This is a genomic window from Paraglaciecola aestuariivivens (assembly GCF_052983255.1).
In genome coordinates this window covers 17,393-36,162 of the sequence record NZ_JBRKBA010000010.1, presented here as the reverse complement: position 1 = coordinate 36,162, position 18,770 = coordinate 17,393, and the positions used below count along the sequence as shown (strand labels likewise).

At 41.2% G+C, this 18,770-nt stretch carries 17 protein-coding genes; 11 read left to right on the top strand and 6 right to left on the bottom strand.

All coding sequences use genetic code 11. The annotated features are described in order from the left end of the window. Positions 1 to 2 precede the first annotated feature (2 nt). From ACVCDT_RS13880 to ACVCDT_RS13865, 4 genes are all read right to left on the bottom strand, one after another. Positions 3 to 1,289 (bottom strand): amidohydrolase, encoded by a 1,287-nt coding sequence (locus ACVCDT_RS13880; RefSeq protein ID WP_447133389.1) that lies wholly within the window; start codon positions 1,287 to 1,289, stop codon positions 3 to 5. 110 nt (positions 1,290 to 1,399) lie between these two features. Then, positions 1,400 to 2,017, bottom strand: coding sequence for a LysE family translocator (locus tag ACVCDT_RS13875; RefSeq protein ID WP_447133388.1), 618 nt, complete (start codon positions 2,015 to 2,017; stop codon positions 1,400 to 1,402). Positions 2,018 to 2,130: 113 nt separating this feature from the next. Next, entirely contained in the window at positions 2,131 to 3,825 is a 1,695-nt protein-coding gene (locus ACVCDT_RS13870) for an NAD-dependent malic enzyme (RefSeq protein WP_447133387.1), read from the bottom strand. A gap of 68 nt (positions 3,826 to 3,893) precedes the next feature. Then, positions 3,894 to 6,518 (bottom strand): penicillin-binding protein 1A, encoded by a 2,625-nt coding sequence (locus ACVCDT_RS13865; protein WP_447133386.1) that lies wholly within the window; start codon positions 6,516 to 6,518, stop codon positions 3,894 to 3,896. Between the two features lie 138 nt (positions 6,519 to 6,656). Here ACVCDT_RS13865 and pilM point away from each other — a divergent pair, with 138 nt between their 5' ends. From pilM to ACVCDT_RS13820, 9 genes are all read left to right on the top strand, one after another. Continuing rightward, a complete protein-coding gene (pilM, locus tag ACVCDT_RS13860; RefSeq protein WP_447133385.1) occupies positions 6,657 to 7,721 on the top strand; it encodes a type IV pilus biogenesis protein PilM in 1,065 nt (354 codons plus the stop codon). Continuing rightward, positions 7,709 to 8,293, top strand: coding sequence for a PilN domain-containing protein (locus ACVCDT_RS13855; protein WP_447133384.1), 585 nt, complete (start codon positions 7,709 to 7,711; stop codon positions 8,291 to 8,293). Before pilM ends, ACVCDT_RS13855 begins: the two co-directional genes overlap by 13 nt. Continuing rightward, entirely contained in the window at positions 8,290 to 8,907 is a 618-nt protein-coding gene (locus ACVCDT_RS13850) for a type IV pilus inner membrane component PilO (RefSeq protein WP_447133383.1), read from the top strand. Before ACVCDT_RS13855 ends, ACVCDT_RS13850 begins: the two co-directional genes overlap by 4 nt. Then, entirely contained in the window at positions 8,904 to 9,437 is a 534-nt protein-coding gene (locus tag ACVCDT_RS13845) for a pilus assembly protein PilP (protein ID WP_447133382.1), read from the top strand. Before ACVCDT_RS13850 ends, ACVCDT_RS13845 begins: the two co-directional genes overlap by 4 nt. Then, entirely contained in the window at positions 9,430 to 11,196 is a 1,767-nt protein-coding gene (locus ACVCDT_RS13840; protein ID WP_447133381.1) for a type IV pilus secretin PilQ, read from the top strand. The genes ACVCDT_RS13845 and ACVCDT_RS13840 overlap by 8 nt, the downstream gene beginning before the upstream one ends. 216 nt (positions 11,197 to 11,412) lie before the next feature. After that, positions 11,413 to 11,928 carry a shikimate kinase AroK gene (gene aroK / locus ACVCDT_RS13835; RefSeq protein ID WP_447133380.1) on the top strand — a complete coding sequence of 172 codons (516 nt, stop codon included), beginning with the start codon at positions 11,413 to 11,415 and terminating at the stop codon, positions 11,926 to 11,928. A gap of 34 nt (positions 11,929 to 11,962) precedes the next feature. Continuing rightward, a complete protein-coding gene (gene aroB, locus ACVCDT_RS13830) occupies positions 11,963 to 13,030 on the top strand; it encodes a 3-dehydroquinate synthase (RefSeq protein ID WP_447133379.1) in 1,068 nt (355 codons plus the stop codon). A gap of 55 nt (positions 13,031 to 13,085) precedes the next feature. After that, entirely contained in the window at positions 13,086 to 14,639 is a 1,554-nt protein-coding gene (locus tag ACVCDT_RS13825; RefSeq protein ID WP_447133378.1) for an SPOR domain-containing protein, read from the top strand. 60 nt (positions 14,640 to 14,699) lie between these two features. Next, a complete protein-coding gene (locus ACVCDT_RS13820) occupies positions 14,700 to 15,554 on the top strand; it encodes a Dam family site-specific DNA-(adenine-N6)-methyltransferase (RefSeq protein WP_447133377.1) in 855 nt (284 codons plus the stop codon). Positions 15,555 to 15,564: 10 nt separating this feature from the next. On the opposite strand, the gene ACVCDT_RS13815 is transcribed toward ACVCDT_RS13820, so the two are convergent. Together ACVCDT_RS13815 and ACVCDT_RS13810 are read right to left on the bottom strand one after the other, a co-directional pair. Beyond that, complete coding sequence (locus ACVCDT_RS13815) at positions 15,565 to 15,888, bottom strand: hypothetical protein (protein ID WP_447133376.1); 324 nt, start codon at positions 15,886 to 15,888, stop codon at positions 15,565 to 15,567. Between the two features lie 161 nt (positions 15,889 to 16,049). Next, entirely contained in the window at positions 16,050 to 16,694 is a 645-nt protein-coding gene (locus tag ACVCDT_RS13810; protein WP_447133375.1) for a TorF family putative porin, read from the bottom strand. Between the two features lie 321 nt (positions 16,695 to 17,015). Between ACVCDT_RS13810 and rpe the strand changes: the two genes are divergently transcribed. Together rpe and trpS are read left to right on the top strand one after the other, a co-directional pair. Beyond that, complete coding sequence (gene rpe, locus ACVCDT_RS13805) at positions 17,016 to 17,690, top strand: ribulose-phosphate 3-epimerase (protein ID WP_447133374.1); 675 nt, start codon at positions 17,016 to 17,018, stop codon at positions 17,688 to 17,690. 54 nt (positions 17,691 to 17,744) lie between these two features. Continuing rightward, the gene (trpS, locus tag ACVCDT_RS13800) at positions 17,745 to 18,749 is read left to right on the top strand and encodes a tryptophan--tRNA ligase (protein ID WP_447133373.1); all 1,005 of its coding nucleotides are present in this window, start codon (positions 17,745 to 17,747) and stop codon (positions 18,747 to 18,749) included. Positions 18,750 to 18,770: the final 21 nt, after the last annotated feature.

Below are 18,770 nucleotides of genomic sequence, written 5' to 3'. Positions count from 1 at the left end.
GATTATTCGCCTTCTGTAAGTTCAAGATAACGGTCGGCTATTCGATAGCCCCCTGTGGCATACAGACGATCTTTAGGGTTGCTGCGGTCATACACTTTTTCACCATTAATCCAAGTTTCTAGTACATTCGAATATAACGACAAGGGATCACCATCAAAAATCGCCAAGTCGGCATCTTTGCCAGCTTCTAGCGAGCCAACTAGGTCGGCTAAATCCAACATGTAAGCTCCGTTGATAGTAAGCGATTTAAGTGCCCCTTCTCGAGATAAACCTCCACGCATGGCAAGCCCAGCTGTGCGAATAAGGAAACGGCTATCGATAACACCATCATCACTATGTAAGGCAAGTGGTACTCCGGCTTTTTCTAAAATAGCCGCACCATCAATACGTAATTCCATGGTTTCGTGTTTACCACCATGACTATCAATTAAAATATGCGAAACATACACATCATCTAAGTTAGCTAGCATTTTAGCCAGCTTATAACTTTCAGTGCCGTGCTGAATGACCAAACGAAAACCAAATTCTTTTTTAAGCCTTAGTACAGTGGCAATATCATCCATACGGTGTGAGTGAAAATGCAAGATACGTTTGCCTGCAAGAACTTCTGCCATGGCTTCTTTACCAAGGTCAAAATCTGGGGCATCTTTTTTACGATTTTTTTCGGCCGCATTTTTCTTTTCAATATATGACTTAGCTTGATAAAAAGCTTCTCTGGCCATAGCAGCTGTGGCCATACGGGTATTAGGAGCCTTATCACCTTTAGGGTTAGTGCCATTGGCAAACTTCATACCGCCAATACTGCCAGGTACTAACATTTCATCAACAGTGTCACCTTTAAGTTTAATGTAAATAGTTTGACCACCTATTACATTGCCACTTCCTGGCATCACATTGACTGTAGTAATACCACCAGCTAGGGCTACCCGTATTTTGGGATCTGAAGGATTAAAACTGTCCAAAATCCGTAATTCAGGATTCAGCTTTTTTGAACGCTCATTCGTATCGCCAGAAGCACCAACATGACTATGGGTATCAACTATACCTGGCATAATGACTTTGCCTGTAGCATCTATCACAGTGGCATTTGCCGGGATATCAATATCGGTCCCTAAGGCAAGAATTTTAGCGTTTTTGATAATAATAGTGCCGCTTTTAATAGGAGCACTGGTTATGGGAAGGATAGTTGCGCCAGTAAAGGCAATGATTTTATCGTCTTCAGCATGCGTAGGTGAAATACTGCTGAAAACTGCTATAAAACTGAACAATAACTTTAGGCGTTTATTCATAGTTTCCCTCTAAAACTTGGCTATATACCTCTAGGAATAAAGGCATAAAATGTAGTCTTATGAAAACCTACACCAAATAAACAGAAAAAACCAAAAAATGACTAAATCATTTAGCTCAAGGCCAACCAAATTCCCACAGCGATTAATAAACTTCCCGAAATGCCATTCATCCACTTAATATTGTTATTTCTATTGAGTAAAGATTTTAAGCCTTTACCACCAGTGGCATAGATCATCATGCTCACAAATTCACTCAGCATAATAATTAACACTAAGCTAAACAGCTGCCAACCTATAGGCTGATCAACCTGAATAAAAGGCGGTAAAATCGACAACATAAATGCCCAGCCCTTAGGATTAGCTATAGCCGTAACAAAGCCTTGCGTCATTAAAGTAAGACGACTTAAATGAAGCTCTGCTTGATTATTTAAGGCTAGCTGGGTGTGGCTGAAAAACATTTTACCGCCCAAATAAATTAAATAGGCCCCACCTAACCATTTAAGCCAAGTAAAGAGGGCTGGATAATTTAGCATGATACTCGCCACCCCTAATACTGCAGAAATGGCCACGATAGCCACCCCGCATACTTCTCCCAACATCATCCACATGGTACGTCTAAGGCCTATTTTTAAGCCTAATGTCATGGCCAAGGTCATACACATACCTGGGGTGATGGAAATAAAAAACATGGTGGGAATAAAAAGCGCGAGAGTGGCAAAACTGAGCATAAGTTACTTACTAAAAATTAAACCGAATGGGAGGGATTAGACCAACTAAAATAATCATCTAGCCAAAACAATGCCCAGAGATAAACACTATTATCTCTGGGCTTAGTCAGGCTTTAGATACTTACACGTTTATACGGGCGATATTCTGGCATCCAAAAGTTGGCGTCAATTTTCGCTTGTAACATCTCATCTGTTACTTCTAACGCCAAACCTTGTTGCATAGCAACTTTAGCCACGTCAAAGGCAATCTTTTTACTTAAGGCTGCTATATCAACTAAAGCTGGCAAGAGTTCACCTTGACCTTGGGTAGCTAAAGGCGAAGCATTAGCAAGAGCCGCACTGGCCGCCATTAACATTTCATCGCTAATTAAGCTGGCCTTAGCTGCAATCACCCCTAAACCTATGCCAGGGAAAATATAACTATTGTTACACTGGGCAATAGGATAGCTTTTTCCTTGATATTGAACAGGTTTAAACGGACTACCAGTGGCAATAATAACTTGCCCTTCTGTCCATTCAATCACTTGCTCAGGAGTAGCTTCAACTTGGCGCGATGGATTACTAAGAGGGAAAATAATAGGCAAATCACAATGTTGTTTCATGCTGCGCACAACTTGTTCAGTAAACAACCCAGCTTGACCCGATACCCCAATCAAAATATCTGGCTTGGCACAATTAACTACATCTAACAAAGCAGCAAACTCGCCACTAAACGACCAGTCTTCAAGAGCTTGTTTAGATTGAACCAACTTTTGCTGAAAGTCGCGTAAACCTGTCATGCCTTCAGTTAGAAGGCCAAAGCGGTCTACCATAAACACTTGGCTACGAGCTTGGGCATCAGATATACCTTCGCTGCACATTTGTTGAATGATCTGTTCGGCTATACCACAACCGGCCGAACCTGCCCCAACAAACACCACTTTTTGTTCAGACAATTTACAGTTTTTACTTTTACACGCAGCCATTATAGTGCCAACAGCCACCGCCGCAGTACCTTGAATATCATCATTAAAGCAGCAAATTTTATCGCGATAACGCTCTAATAACGGCATTGCATTTGGCTGAGCAAAGTCTTCAAACTGTAACATCACTTCTGGCCAGCGGCGCCCCACAGCTTGAATAAACATATCCACAAACTCGTCGTATTCGGCTTGGCCTATACGTTTGTGGCGCGCCCCCATATACATAGGATCAGCCAATAGTTTTTCGTTATTGGTACCTACATCTAACATCACAGGCAAAGTGTAAGCAGGGCTAATCCCCCCACAAGCGGTATACAGAGACAATTTACCAATAGGAATGCCCATACCACCTATACCTTGGTCACCTAAGCCTAAAATACGCTCGCCGTCTGTCACTACTATGACTTTTACTTTACGTTTGGTGGCATTGCGCAAAATGTCATCCATTTGATGACGTTCAGAATAACTAATAAATAATCCACGGGAACTACGATAAATATCTGAAAATTGCTCACATGCATCCCCTACCGTAGGGGTATAGATAATGGGCATCATTTCATCAATATGCTCTTTTACCAAACGGTAATACAAGGTTTCGTTATTGTCTTGAATTGCACGTAAATAGATATGTTTATTAATAGGCTCAGCAAAGCTGGAATACTGCATGTACGCGCGTTCCACTTGCTCATCAATGGATTCGTATCGAGGAGGTATCAGCCCAGTTAAGTTAAAGGCTTTACGTTCATCTGAAGTAAAGGCACTGCCCTTATTTAGCAAAGGCGTTTCTAACAAAGAAGGCCCTGCGTGAGGAATATAAAGAGCTTTCTTATTGTTGGTGTCTGTCATTACCTAGTGGTCCTTAGAATGTGTGTTTGTGCATATTAAATCTGTTAATTAAAGCCTATAAGCTGTAATTAAAATATATCTTCTAGCTGTTTTTTACTTTTTTCACCTTGTTCAGCTGGCTCTATAATTTCAGCTTCGTCCACAAATACTTGTGGTTGGGTGCCCTGAATAAAGTACTCAAACATTGAGGTTCTATCTGTTCTGTTAGTCAACTTGCCTGTACCTTTATCAATTCGCACCGTTAATAAGTCGGTGGGCATGGGCAATAAATGCTCTGGCTTATCCTTTAAAGCATGTTGCATAAAGCGGATCCAAGCAGGTTGCGCGGCTAAAGCTCCCGCTTCACTACCAATCAAGGCATTACCAATATAGTTGAATTTAGTTGGATTTTTATTCACCAAGTTTTGATTGCGTGTTGTTCGGCCTAATCTACGATTGTTATCATCAAACCCCACCCAAGCCGTCGCCACTAAATCTGGGGTAAAACCACTAAACCAAGTATCTCGTACATCGTTGGTGGTACCGGTTTTACCTGCTAAATCTTTTCTATCTAATAAAAGTGCGGTACGCCAGCCAGTGCCTCTATTATCCCAATGGCCATTAATTTGCACTGCAGAGCGCATCATTTCTGCCACTAAAAAGGCATTTTCTGCACTAATCACTCTTGGTGCAGAAGGTAGAGTTTTAGCCGTTTGTTGTGCACTACTGGCGGGTTCCACACCAAATTCAGCCGCTAATAAGGCTTCTATGTCGTTCGGATCAGTATTGGTTTCAGGCTGTTTGGGGGTGTCTATGCAAGGGTCGCAGGCATACACAGGGTTAGCTTCCCACAGAAGTTCGCCCATTTCGTTTTCTACTCTTTGAATAAAGTGCGGCCTAATTAAAAATCCACCATTGGCAATCACAGCCATAGCAGTGGCCACTTCTAAAGGCGTATGCGAGCCCGAGCCCAAGGACAAGGTTTCATCTAGCGGGATGTCACTTTTATCAAATCCAAAACGGGTAAGGTAGTCGGCCACATTTTCTAAACCCACAGCTCGAAGCAAACGTACTGACACCACGTTTTTAGACTTACTTAATGCTACACGCATACGAATGGGTCCATCGTATTCTGCTGGTGAATTTTCGGGGCGCCAAGCATTGCCCGAGCCAGATTGCCACTGGGTAATAGGGGCGTCATTAATGACGCTGGCTAAGGTATAACCATGTTCTAAAGCCGCCGAATACACAAAGGGTTTAATGTTAGAGCCCACTTGCCTTTTAGCTTGAGTTGCACGGTTAAATTGGCTTTGATAAAAACTATAGCCCCCAACTACTGCCTGTACTGCGCCATTGTTAGGGTCAAGCGCCACAAAAGCACTACTAGCTTGGGGGAATTGCGCTAATTGCCAATGCAGGTCGTCGTCTCTTTGACGAACTAAGATCACTGCCCCTTCTTGTAGTATGTCACTGGCCGTTTTCGGATCTGGTCCTTGTTTAGCATCATTAATAAAAGGCCTAGCCCAGTCGAGCCCGTCCCAATCTATGATGCTGTATTTGCCTTGATGGTTAAAAATAATGATGTCTTTTTCATTCACTTTGACCACTATGGCCGGATACATAGACTCAAAGGTTTGCACATTTTGTAAATATTCAAACATTTGCTCTTCGCGCCAGGCCTGAGTTAAATCAGTGCCGTCTTCACTGGTAAGGTTTGCGTCTGGCTGACCCTCTGCTTGCCAGAGTTGCGCTAAGGGACCGTGGTAACCATGACGTTCATCATAGTCATGTAAGTTTCTGCGTACGGCTTTTTGCGCTGCAGCTTGTAAATCTGAGCTAGCAGTGGCATAAATTTGATAACCGCCTGTTTCCGCTTCTTCTTTGCCATACAACTCAATCATTTCATTATAAATAATATCGGCTAAATAAGGTGCATCGAGTTCAATTTCAGCCCCATACTTTTTGGCGGTCACTGGGGCATTGGCGGCCTCTTCAAATTCTTGTTGGCTAATGTAGCCTTCGTCTAACATACGTAATAACACAATACGCCTACGTGCAACCGAACGCTCAGGACGACTAATAGGATTTAACACTGAGGGGGCTTGAGGTAGGCCGGCTAATGTCGCGATTTGCGCCAAACTAAGCTCATCGATAGCTTTACCATAATAAACCTGTGCTGCCGCTCCAAAGCCAAAAGCACGATGACCAAGTTCAACTTTGTTTAAATATAATTCTAAGATTTCTTGTTTGCTGAGTAATTGTTCTATATGCCATGCCAAAATAATTTCACGCACTTTACGAATGTAATGTTTTTCTCTAGATAAGAAAAAGCCCCGTGCCAATTGCATAGTTAAGGTACTGCCGCCCTGACCTTTTTCGCCTGTTACAACTAAATTAACAAAAGCGCGCATCATGCCGATAGGATCTATACCAGGATGCTCATAGAAGCGACTGTCTTCTGTAGCAATAATGGCTTGTTGCAATTGCTTAGGAATTTGCTCTAAGGTAAGCGGAATACGGCGTTTGACACCGTATTGAGAGATAAGTTTGCCGTCTTGGGTATAAATGCGCATAGGGGTTTGTAGGCGCACGTCTTTTAACACGTCGACACTAGGTAGGTCTGACTTGATATAAAAATACGTACCTAAAATGACGATTAGGCCAACAACAATTGAGACGCAAACGGCTATTAATGCGGGTTTAAGTAACTTCACGGACTGATAATACCACGGCAACTTCCTATAAATGTTCTACATTTTATACCTATGTACAGTTATTAGAACCATAAAAACCAAAAAAATACGTAATAATGCTGTTGTGAAATTCATTTTATGCAATCGGATGTTTAAAAATTGAAAAATTTATTCGGCCCTAAAGCCCAAAAAATGATTGGTCTAGATATAGGAACTCGCTTTATCAAAGCGGTGGTTCTGGAAAAATCTGGCGAAAAATATAGCTTACAAGCTTATGCCTGTGAGCCAATTTTGGGTAACGCCTTTGTTGAGCGCGACATTAAAGACTTTGAAGCTGTAAGTCATGCGCTTAAAAAAGTTAAGTTAGCCTTAAAGAATAAAACTAAACAAGTAGCCATTGCAGTTGCGGGCTCTACAGTGCTAAACAAAATAGTGTATATGGAGCCTGGGCAAAGTGATCATGAACTGGAAACCCAAATCGAATTAGAAGCTGACAGCTTAATTCCTTACCCTCTTAACGAAGTCTATATAGATTTTGAGGAAATTCCCGATAGCTTAACCAACAACAATAAAGTGCAAGTTTTATTAAGCTCGGTACATAGAGAATTTGTAGATCGTAGGATCATGTTATTAGGCGAAGAAGGTTACGAAGCAAAAATAGTAGATGTTGAGGGTTATGCTTTAGGTGCAGCGGTTGCGGCATTTCATCCAGTAGAAGAAGACCAAACAGTATGCTGCATAAATATAGGGGCAAGCCACCTACAAATATGTGCAGTTAAAAATGGCCAAGTGATCTATACCAAAGATCATAACTTTGGTATGGACGCCTTAATCCAAGATTTAACTATGTTGTACAGCCAAGACCGTGTACAAATAGAACAACAATTAAATGATGGCACTTTGCCCGAAACTTGGAAGCAAGATTCCTACCCCATGTTTTTAGCTAACCTCCAACAAAACATCAACAAAGCTTTGCAAATGTATATAAGCGCAACGGGCCAAGCTAGACCCAGCTCGCTGTTAATTTGTGGTGGTGCTGGCCATGTAAGTTCCATACCCGAAGACTTGTCTGCCGACCTTGATATGAATGTGCAAGTATTTAATCCATTCTCTTCAATGGACATTGCCGAGGGCTGCGATCAAGCACAAGTCAGCAAAGTTTCATCGCAACTCATAATAGCGGCTGGATTAGCCAGTAGGAGTTTTCAAACATGGCACATATAAACTTACTGCCATGGCGTGAAAGTCAAAGAGCAGAGCAAAAAAAGCAATATTTAACCTTACTAGCCTTATTAGCTTTAGGCTCTTTAGGCTTAATGTTTGGTGTAGGTCATATTCTAGATAAAATGACTGAAAATCAGAACTTTAGAAATAACTTTATTGTTCAACAAACCGCCATACTTGATCAACAAATCGAAAAAATTAAAGACATTAAAAAAGACAAACAAGCAATAGAACAAAAAATGGCCTTAATTGAACAACTTGAATCTAGCCGTAATGCGGTTCCTATTGTTTTAGATGAATTGGCTAGGTTAGTGCCACCAGGATTGTCTTTTAAAAGCTTTACTCGCAAAGGTAACCGTATTGAAATTTTAGGCATTAGTGAATCAAATAACCGATTGGCAGATTTTATGCGTCAGTTACAAGAATCCACAGTCTTTAGTCATGGTGAACTGTCTTCTATTAAAGCTGATACCTCAGCCTTAGAAGCGGTCAGTGACTTTAAACTGACATTCAGTATCAACCCTAGCGTTGCGCCTGACTTTTCCGCCGTTAATGTGGAGCCAGCCAAGTGAAATTTGATATCAACAAACTAAAAGAAGTCAACGATTTAGATTTTGAGCAAGTGGCCATATGGCCCTTCGAAGTTAAAACTTTGGTGGCAGTATTTGTGGTCATTTTAAGTTTAGTGGGTGGCTATTATTTTTTGGTTCAAGCCAAACTGCCGATTTTAGAAGAGGCGCAAAATAAAGAACAAAGCTTAAAACAAACTTATCAAGGAAAATACCGCATAGCTGTTAACTTAGCCGCATATGAAGAGCAATTAGCTAGATTACAAAAAGATTTTTCTTCGATGTTAAAGTCTTTGCCTACTAGTAATGAAACCCCAGGTTTATTAGACGACATCACCTTAGTGGGTACCTCTGCGGGCTTAACCTTTAGATTACTTAATTGGCAAAAAGAAGTGCCTAAAGAGTTTTATTCAGAATTACCTATAGAAATGGAAGTATCAGGTGGTTACCACAACTTTGGCCAATTTGCCTCTGAAATAGCGGGATTACCACGTATAGTTACAGTTCACGATTTTGCTGTTACTCAGGAAGCCAATACACTTAAATTAAAAGTGCAAGCTAAAACCTACCGTACCTCAAATGAACAAGAGGCACAGACTAAGGAGCAAACACAATGAAATATTTAAACCTTGTGTTAGCCGTGGCTTTATTAAGTAGTTGCGAACCCAAAGTTGACGATTTGCAGGTGTTTATAGCTGAAGTTAAACAAAACACTAATGTCAATATTGAGCCATACCCAGAGTTTACGAGAAAGGCCACATTTGTTTATTCGGCCGATACTTTACGTAGCCCCTTTCAACGCCCTAGAAATACTGGGGTAGAAGTGAAGTTAGCAGCTCAACCTAACTGTGCACAACCAGATTTTAACCGCACTAAACAACCGTTAGAAAAATTTGGTATTGATGCATTGTCTGTGACAGGCATGTTTCAATCAAACGGAAAAAAATGGGCACTTATCCAGTCAAATACTGGTAGCTTATTTAAAGCAACAATTGGCGATTACCTAGGATTGTTTTTTGGGAAAATCGATTCTATTCAAGATGGCACAGTTTCTTTTACTGAAATGCTGCCCGATGGTGCTGGCTGCTGGCAGAAAAAGCAAGCCACACTCACCATGCTTTCGAAGGCAGGAGAAGATAATGTCTGAACGTTTTATTTTTAACAAGAAGTTAAATCGAAGCAACCGAGCTTGGTATTGGATTGCAGCTATTGTTAGCACTGGATTGGCTTTTAAGTCATTTGGTCAACAAAACCAAGCCCCTGTCTTAGTCGACCCCACCCCTCAGGTTGAGAGTTATTTTCAATCTGAATTAACCGACCTTACTTTTAATCGTTTACCAAACGGGGGCGCCAAAGCCACCCTAACCTTTGATAACAATAATTTTCAATTGCAATTAAGTGAAAGGGCCGACACCTTAAGCTTAGTTTTGCTAAAAACTAAATTAGCAGATGATCAATTATTTAAACTAGACGTAATGGATTTTGCTACCCCTGTTCAGCAAATCGAAACTTTCCAAGACGAGCAGCAAGCCAGAGTAGAATTTGCACTTGAAGGCAAAGTCACTTTTAGCCACCAAAAAAGCAATAACAGTTTAAGTATTAGCATTCAAAAACGCACTAAAGATACACCTGTTGAAGAGCAAAACAACTTTACTGGAGAGCCAATATCTCTGGATTTCCAAGACGTGCCAGTTCGACAAGTTTTACAAATTATTGCCCAGGTGAATGGTTTTAACTTAGTTACCACAGATACTGTGACAGGCAATGTCACTATTAGCTTATCTGGTGTGCCTTGGGATCAAGCCTTAGACATGATTTTAAAAATTAAAGGCTTAGATAAACGTCTTGAAGGTAATATTTTGTTAATTGCCCCAACTGAAGAGTTAACTGCCAGAGAAACCCAACAACTGCAATCTAAACAGCAAGTGGCAGAATTAGCTCCGTTGGTTTCTACTAACATTCAAATTAATTACGCCAAAGCTCACGAATTAGCGGCAATTTTAAAAGGCGACCAAAACAGCATTTTAACCCCTAGAGGTAGTGTGGCTGTTGACGAACGAACTAACACTTTACTATTGCGCGATACCCAAGCTTCAATAGACGAAGCCAAAGCCTTAGTTACGGCCTTAGATATTCCAATTAAACAAGTTCTGATTGAGTCGCGCATGGTGACGGTAAGAGACAATGCTAGTGAAGCTTTAGGTGTGCAGTGGGGACTAAGCAATACCATAAACAATGGCGCAGTGTCAGGCTCACTAAATGGTGCAGATAGCTTGTCTGGTGGTCAAGTGCCTTCAATTTCTGATCGCTTAAACGTGGCCTTGCCTGTGGCCAATCCTGCGGGTCGTATTGGCGTTCAAATCGCAAGATTGTTAGATGGCACCATAATCGACATGGAACTTTCGGCTTTAGAGTCTGAGAATAAAGGCGAAGTGATAGCCAGTCCACGTATTACCGTGGCCAACCAACACGAAGCCTACATTGAACAAGGTACAGAAATTCCTTATGTAGAAGCCACTTCTAGTGGGGCAACCTCTGTAGAATTCAAAAAAGCGGTATTAAGTTTAAAAGTTACGCCGCACATTACACCAGATAATCGTATTATTTTAGATTTAGTGGTTACCCAAGATACCCGTGGTGACACAGTGTCTACTTCTACTGGTGACGCTGTCGCCATAGATACCCAAGAAATTAGCACGCAGGTATTAGTGGAAAATGGTGAAACCATAGTATTAGGGGGAATTTTCCAACAATCTTCATCTAACGATGTACGTAAAGTACCCTTGCTAGGTGACTTACCTGTGGTAGGAAACTTATTCAAAAATTCTTCAGAGATTTTAGAGAAACGCGAACTGCTGATCTTTGTGACGCCAAAGATTATGGTAGACAAGTTTGAAAAACGTTAAAACTAGCAAATGTTAGCCTTGAAAAAACCACTTAACCTTAGGTTTTAGTGGTTTTTTCATTATTCATGCAGGTTAAGTTTCACAAAGCTTGCAAATTTCACTGTAAAACTGAGATAATCCCCGCCTCGAAATTTTCGACGAGGTCTGGTTAATCCATAAAAGGGTAGCCGAACAATACTTTTCTACCCCTTAAACATAGTTGTGAAATAAGCAAAAATGGCTGAAAAACGTAATATATTCCTTATAGGCCCAATGGGTGCTGGTAAAAGCACTATTGGTAGGCACCTTGCAGAAGAACTTCATTTAGAATTCTACGACTCAGATCAAGAGATCGAGAAACGCTCTGGCGCAGATATCGCGTGGATATTTGACCTAGAAGGCGAAGAAGGCTTTCGTTTGCGTGAAGAAAATGTCATCAACGATTTAACCGATAAGCAAGGCATAGTATTAGCCACAGGTGGCGGCTCTGTAGTCAGTAAAAATGTAAGAAACCGCTTATCTGCCCGCGGCATAGTAGTGTATTTACAAACTACTATAGACAAACAAGTAGCACGTACTCAGCGTGATAAGCGTCGTCCATTGCTACAGCAAGACGATCCAGAAAAAGTATTACGTAGTCTTGCAGAAGAACGTAACCCTTTATACGAAGATGCGGCTGATTATATTGTAGATACAGACGATCAAAGTGCTCGTGCTGTGGCCAATCAAATTATCAATAAAATAGGCTTGTAATTCCTCGCCTAATCATTAAAAGGGATAGCTACATATGACCACACTAACAGTTGAGCTGGGTGAACGTAGCTACCCAATAATGATTCAAACCAACATCTTTGCCACTCCTGAATTACTGACTAGGCATATCAAGTCAAATAAAGTAGTAGTGATTACCAACCAAGTCGTTGAACCTTTGTATTTTCATACCCTTAACCAGGCACTGGCTGGTTATCAGGTTAGTAAAATAGTGCTGCCAGACGGTGAACAACACAAAAATTTGCAAAGTTTTGAACTGGTGATTTCTAAATTATTAGAAATGTCTGCTAGCCGCGATACCACCTTGATAGCATTAGGTGGTGGCGTAATAGGTGATTTAACCGGTTTTGTTGCCGCCTGTTTTCAACGTGGCATGCCCTTTATTCAAATTCCTACCACCCTATTGTCGCAAGTTGACTCTTCGGTAGGGGGTAAAACTGCGGTTAACCATGCTTTAGGCAAAAATATGATAGGGGCCTTTTATCAACCCCAGGCCGTTTTTATTGATACCACCAGCTTAAGTACTTTGCCCCCAAGAGAGTTTGCGGCGGGCATGGCCGAAGTGATCAAATACGGGATTATTTATGATGCCGAATTTTTTAGTTGGCTTGAACACAATCAAGCAGCAATAAAACAACAAGATCCTCAAGCCCTAAACTACATGATTGCCCGTTGCTGCGAAATTAAAGCAGAAGTTGTCGCCATAGATGAACGCGAGTCTGGGCTTAGAGCCATACTTAACCTAGGCCATACTTTTGGTCATGCCATTGAAGCAGAACAAGGCTATGGCAATTGGTTACATGGAGAAGCTGTTGCGACAGGCATGGTTCTTGCCTCTAAAGTTGCAATTAAGAAAAAATGGCTTGAAGCGTCAGAATTCAGTCGTATTGAATCGTTAATTGCGGCTTTTGACTTGCCTATTACGGCACCGAGTCAGATGCAATATTCGCATTTTATGCAACATATGCGTCATGACAAAAAAGTACAGGCCGGACAATTGCACTTTGTTATCCCTCAAGGTATAGGCAAAGCGGTTGTCACTAAGGATATATCTGAAGATATCTTACACGCCATTCTTTCTTAGCTAATGCAACGCGCAATTAGGCGCAAGTTACATGACTTTAACTAGGTAAGAAGCGATGGCAGCATCAGAAATTAACGATCGACTTGACTATTTATTTAGCTATTCTTCGCAGATGGTATTAATTTGTAGTGACAAAATACCTAAGCCATCACAAGTTATTGAAGAGTTTTTGTCGAATCAAAGTGAGCAGACAGACTTAGCCTTACTCACAGCTAACGAACTCATGCCATTGGTGAGCTATCGTGAAAAGTTATCTAAACAACTTTTAGGTAAGACCCAATTTAACGACTTCAACCGCCCACTCAATCAGTTATTAGCCGAACTTAACCAACATCAAAATCCAGTAGTCATCGCCATTTTTCAAGCTGATAAATTACCCAATAGACTGGTGAAAGAGCTTTGGGAGTTAGTTTTACAAAGTCGCTTTGCCAAAAACCAATTACAAATAAATATTTTATTGGTAGGAGAGTCGCACTGGGCACAACAAATAAAAGATGCCCTTGGCAGCCGCTCTAAAGAGCAACCCATTTTACTCAATACTGCCAATATTCAACCGCATTTTAGTGACAACAACCACTCAGAGCTGGACGCCCTTTTGCACGACAAAAGGCAAAAGTTCGCTCAACGTTTACAAGCGCGCCAGCAAACAGAGCGCAAGGCTTTTTCACCGCTAAAAACATGGTGGGTGTGGGTTTTGTTAGGCTTAACCTTTTTAGTGTTATTTGCCGGGCTCATTAGCTGGCAATACCCAGACAAACTCAAGCAACTTATACAGGAACTTAACCCTGCAATACTCAGCGAAGCCAGTACAGAGCAAACTCAACCCGCAATAGCGACTCAATTAGCTGCGCCCATTGTAGAGTCAAATGATTTAAGCGCTACGTCCGCTGAAGCAGTCATGCTTCCCGCGGATTTGACAATCAACACTCTGACAACAACTAACACAGAAGCGACTCAAGCCCATGGATTAGTCACAGATTGGCAATCGGCCCGTGACAATTTAGCTAAAAAAGCCGAAGCTATACTTCAGGCAAAGGCTACAAACCCACAAGCTAGGGTTAAAGTTGCCAATCACAACCCGCAAGCCCCAGCAAGCAGTATCAGTGACGCCGAAATGATACCTAGCAACTCAGAACCTTTAACAAACAGCCAAGCTCAGGCCACAAACACCACTGATTATGCTGTAGTGGATGAATATCAACCTTTACCTCAAGTTCAAGCTGTTACTGTTACGCCAGATATGGCTGAGTTGCCAATTGAAGTGCCAACTGAGCTGGCCCCTAACCCAGCTGCTAGGCTGCAAAACCCAGACAATCAAATTATGCTTAATTTGCCAGAAACGCACTATGTAATACAAATTGCCGCCATGTCGAATGAATTTATAGTAAGGGAGTTCTTACAAAACCCTGAGGTGAACCAACAAGTTTGGCTGTATAAAACTCAACGCTATGGCGGTGATTGGTTTGTGCTGGTTGCCAAACCAAGTTTTGAGTCAAATCAACAAGCCCGGCTCTCAATGCAAACTTTAAACGAAGAGTTGCGCAGAAATACGCCTTTTGTAAAAAGCGTGCAACAAGTAAAACAAGAAATACGCCTAACAAGCTCTTAAGCCAATTGTTGTTTGCACTCAGTGCCGTTACAATTCGGTTTGATAATTTGTGGCGGTAATTTGGTTAAAACATTGGTTGTATATAAAAACAAAAAGAATCGAGCCTTTCTTAAATGGGCTGGCGGCAAATACAGCCTTATAGAAGATATTAACGCTAAGTTACCTGCTGGTCGTAAGCTGATTGAACCTTTTGTTGGTGCAGGCTCGGTATTTCTTAATACTGACTTTAAAAGCTACCTGCTCAACGATATCAATCCAGATCTGATTAATTTATACAATATTGTCAAAAGCGATGTCACTCGATACGTGCAAGACACCTCCAGTCTATTTGTGGCCGCCAATAACGACGAAAAACGTTATTATGAAATTCGCGAAGCCTTTAACCAAAGTAGCGATGTTTACGAACGAGCGGTGTATTTTTTATATTTAAACCGCCATGGGTACAATGGCTTATGTCGCTACAATAATAGTGGAAAATTTAATGTGCCATTTGGACGCTACAAAGGCCCTTACTTTCCTGAGCGTGAAATATTCCATTTTGCCTGCAAGGCACAAAACGCCACATTTAGTTGTGAACCTTTCGAAAAAGTGTTTGCCCGTGCTAGAAAAGGCGCGGTGATTTATTGCGATCCTCCCTATGCACCCATTAGTAAAACCGCCATGTTTAACAGTTATGCAAAAGGTGGGTTTTCTTTAGATAGCCAAATAAAGTTAGCCGTTTTAGCCCAAAGAGCAGGCTTAGAACGCGACATTCCGGTTTTGATCAGTAATCACGACACGGCTTTTACCCAGGATATTTATCGTGAGGCAAAGATCAATAAACTACAAGTAAGTCGATTTATTAGCCAGAATGGCAGCAAAAGATTAAAAGTGGCAGAGCTATTAGCCCTCTATCAAGCAGACAGGGCTAAATAAACCAAAAGCATTATTTAGACTGAGTGGGATTATTTGAAACGCTTTCACTCGGACGCGACAATAACTCTAATAAATCAATAAAATGAAATTGATAAGAGCTTGAACGCCCAGCTACCCACGAAAACCAGCTTACTCCCTGCATTTGTTGACTCGCACATTTGTTTTTGGGATGACTAACAGGCAAGTTTTTATCTAAAGCAATGCTAGGCAAATCTTTACAAAATGCGTCTACGCCACTTGAGTAGCTAGATGGCAAAGTCAAAAAAGCCAAAGTTGCCATGCCCATAAGCGGCAGACCAACTAAGCGAAATAATGATTTGGACTTCCTATTCATAATCTTATCTTTTTTGACATAATTTGTTGCATTATACCTGTTAAAAAACAACCAACAACTGTCCTTTAACTTATATTTTGGTAATCTTGTCGTTTAAAACAACAAAAAAGGGCGCAATCTATGCGCCCAAATGTAAATAAGCAAAGTGCCTAATTAGCAAATTAAAGGTCAAAAGACTTGCTAATAGAGAAGTACATAGCTTCATCATCGTCTAAGTCTGAGCCACTGAAGACCGCGCCTATACCAACGTCAAAGCCACCAATTTCAGTACCATAACCTAACTCAAAGTACTCACCTTCAGCATCTTGGCTATAAGTACCAAAAGTACCGCTAAAACCATTTTTCTCTAAAGTTATAGTTAAGATAGAGTAATCACCTTCGGTCGCAGCTTCATCGCCTACTACCCCATCCCATTTACCTTGGCTATAACCTAAACTAAAGATGCCATAACCGGCACTTAAGTTAACTTCGTTATAAGCAGAATCAAAGTCACCTGTGTACTGATAAGTGGTTACACCTAAACCTAACGATATGCCACTATCTAATTCCACGCCATAACCAGCGTAAAGATCCACTTCTAGCCCATCTGCAACATCGGCTGCCCAGGTTCCAATATAAAAACCTTCGTTTTCATAATCTAGTCCTGCGCTAGCAGAACTCCCGGCTGTTTGCTGAATACCACGGAAATGGTACTGAGAGACAAAACCGATGTTGGCACTCACACTGCCTTCAGCTAAAGCATTTTGACTCACACCTGTAGCGGTTAATAACGAAGCAGCTAAAGCAGCAAATTTTAGTTTTTTCATGTGTATACTCCATATATATAATAAAAAAGGTAAATCAACTGCGACAAATTTAAACATAGTTATTTTGCGATTGATGAAGCATTAAACGCAATTCCAATGCCTACTTGTTCAAGCCGCAAATAAAGTTCACAAAAACAAACTAAGTCATTGTTTTAAAAGCACTTTAAATACAAGAAATGATTTAAACTGTTATTTGCATTAGCTCAAGTAGTAGATTTTTTGCACCAAAAATGACCAAGCTGACTGAATTGGTGCACCCGTCACGCTTTTGTCTGTTTGAATTTTTCGGTAAAGTAGCGGCTTTTGCCAGCAAGGATAAAAATGAAACCTTATTTGATTGCCCCATCTATTCTCTCCGCTGATTTTTGTAAACTAGGCGAAGAAGTTGACAAGGTACTTGCTGCAGGTGCAGATGTGGTACATTTTGATGTGATGGACAACCACTATGTTCCTAACTTAACTATTGGTCCTATGGTGTGCAGCGCATTACGCAAACATGGTGTCACCGCCGATATTGATGTGCATTTAATGGTGCAACCAGTCGATGACATGGTTAAACAATTTGCCGATGCCGGCGCCTCGTACATTAGCTTTCATCCTGAAGCTAGCCAGCATGTAGATAGAAGCCTACAACTTATAATTGATTCTGGTTGCAAGCCTGGACTAGTGTTTAATCCCGCTACCCCTTTGCATTATCTCGACCACGTTATGCACAAACTGCATCACATTTTATTAATGTCGGTTAATCCTGGATTTGGCGGGCAATCTTTTATTCCGCAAAGTTTAGAAAAACTCAAACAAACCCGTGCGCTAATCGATCAATCTGGGGCGGATATTCGATTAGAAATTGACGGAGGCGTAAAAGTCGATAATATTCGCGCCATTGCTGAAGCAGGCGCAGATATGTTTGTGGCCGGCTCAGCAATATTTGGTCAAGCAAATTATCAAGAAGTGATTGATAAAATGCGCGCTGAATTAGCTTTGGTCACACCATAACCAACTAACTTAGTTATTTTTTCATTTAGATTACAAACTTAATATTAGGTCATCATGTCAAAACCAATTGTACTTAGCGGCTGCCAGCCATCCGGACAACTAACCATAGGCAACTATATGGGCGCTCTTCGTCAATGGGTTGATATGCAAGACGATCACCAATGTTTATACATGTTGGTGGATTTGCATGCCATTACCGTAAGACAAGATCCCAAAGCTCTGCACCAAGCCTGTTTAGATGGCTTAGCCTTATACATTGCCTGCGGAATCGATCCGGCCAAAAGTACGGTGTTTATGCAATCTCATGTGCCTGAACATGCGCAACTCGCTTGGTTGATGAATTGTTATACCCAAATGGGCGAACTTAATCGCATGACCCAATTTAAAGATAAGTCAGCCAAAAATGTGTCTAACATCAACGCGGGCTTATTTTCTTATCCTGTTCTTATGGCTGCAGATATTTTACTTTATCAAGCCAATCAAGTGCCTGTGGGTGATGACCAAAAACAACATTTAGAGCTCGCTCGAGATATAGCTACCCGTTTTAACAATGTGTACGGCGACACTTTTACTATTCCTGATCCTTTCATTCCAGAATTTGGCGCCCGTGTCATGAGCTTGCAAGAGCCAAGTAAAAAAATGTCTAAGTCAGATGACAACAGCAACAACTTTGTTGGTTTGTTAGAAGATCCTAAAAAGATTGCTAAAAAAATAAAACGTGCGGTAACAGACTCAGACGAACAAGCTAGGATCTACTTTGATGTTGCCGAGAAGCCAGGGGTATCAAATTTATTAAGTTTGTTATCTTGTGCAACAGGTCAAAGCATTGAGTCATTAGTCCCAGCTTATGAAGATAAAATGTACGGTCATTTAAAAGGTGATGTAGCAGACGCTATTGTTAGCTTAATTGAACCTATTCAACAAAGGTACCATGCCTTACGTGGTGACCAAACCGAACTCAATCGGATTATGCGTGAAGGGGCAGAAAAAGCCAGTGAACGCGCAGCTGTAACCTTAGCCAAAGCTTATGAAGCAGTAGGATTTGTCAAACGCCCATAAACAGTTAGGCAGTTCCTACCC

What these genes read in the sequence shown, in the direction of transcription:
- aroK (WP_447133380.1), top strand. Translation starts at nt 11,413, where the DNA reads ATGGCTGAAAAACGTAATATATTCCTTATAGGCCCAATGGGTGCTGGT.
- ACVCDT_RS13840 (WP_447133381.1), top strand. Translation starts at nt 9,430, where the DNA reads ATGTCTGAACGTTTTATTTTTAACAAGAAGTTAAATCGAAGCAACCGA.
- trpS (WP_447133373.1), top strand. Translation starts at nt 17,745, where the DNA reads ATGTCAAAACCAATTGTACTTAGCGGCTGCCAGCCATCCGGACAACTA.
- aroB (WP_447133379.1), top strand. Translation starts at nt 11,963, where the DNA reads ATGACCACACTAACAGTTGAGCTGGGTGAACGTAGCTACCCAATAATG.
- ACVCDT_RS13875 (WP_447133388.1), bottom strand. Translation starts at nt 2,017, where the DNA reads ATGCTCAGTTTTGCCACTCTCGCGCTTTTTATTCCCACCATGTTTTTT.
- ACVCDT_RS13870 (WP_447133387.1), bottom strand. Translation starts at nt 3,825, where the DNA reads ATGACAGACACCAACAATAAGAAAGCTCTTTATATTCCTCACGCAGGG.
- rpe (WP_447133374.1), top strand. Translation starts at nt 17,016, where the DNA reads ATGAAACCTTATTTGATTGCCCCATCTATTCTCTCCGCTGATTTTTGT.
- ACVCDT_RS13880 (WP_447133389.1), bottom strand. Translation starts at nt 1,289, where the DNA reads ATGAATAAACGCCTAAAGTTATTGTTCAGTTTTATAGCAGTTTTCAGC.
- ACVCDT_RS13810 (WP_447133375.1), bottom strand. Translation starts at nt 16,694, where the DNA reads ATGAAAAAACTAAAATTTGCTGCTTTAGCTGCTTCGTTATTAACCGCT.
- ACVCDT_RS13845 (WP_447133382.1), top strand. Translation starts at nt 8,904, where the DNA reads ATGAAATATTTAAACCTTGTGTTAGCCGTGGCTTTATTAAGTAGTTGC.
- ACVCDT_RS13855 (WP_447133384.1), top strand. Translation starts at nt 7,709, where the DNA reads ATGGCACATATAAACTTACTGCCATGGCGTGAAAGTCAAAGAGCAGAG.
- ACVCDT_RS13825 (WP_447133378.1), top strand. Translation starts at nt 13,086, where the DNA reads ATGGCAGCATCAGAAATTAACGATCGACTTGACTATTTATTTAGCTAT.
- ACVCDT_RS13815 (WP_447133376.1), bottom strand. Translation starts at nt 15,888, where the DNA reads ATGAATAGGAAGTCCAAATCATTATTTCGCTTAGTTGGTCTGCCGCTT.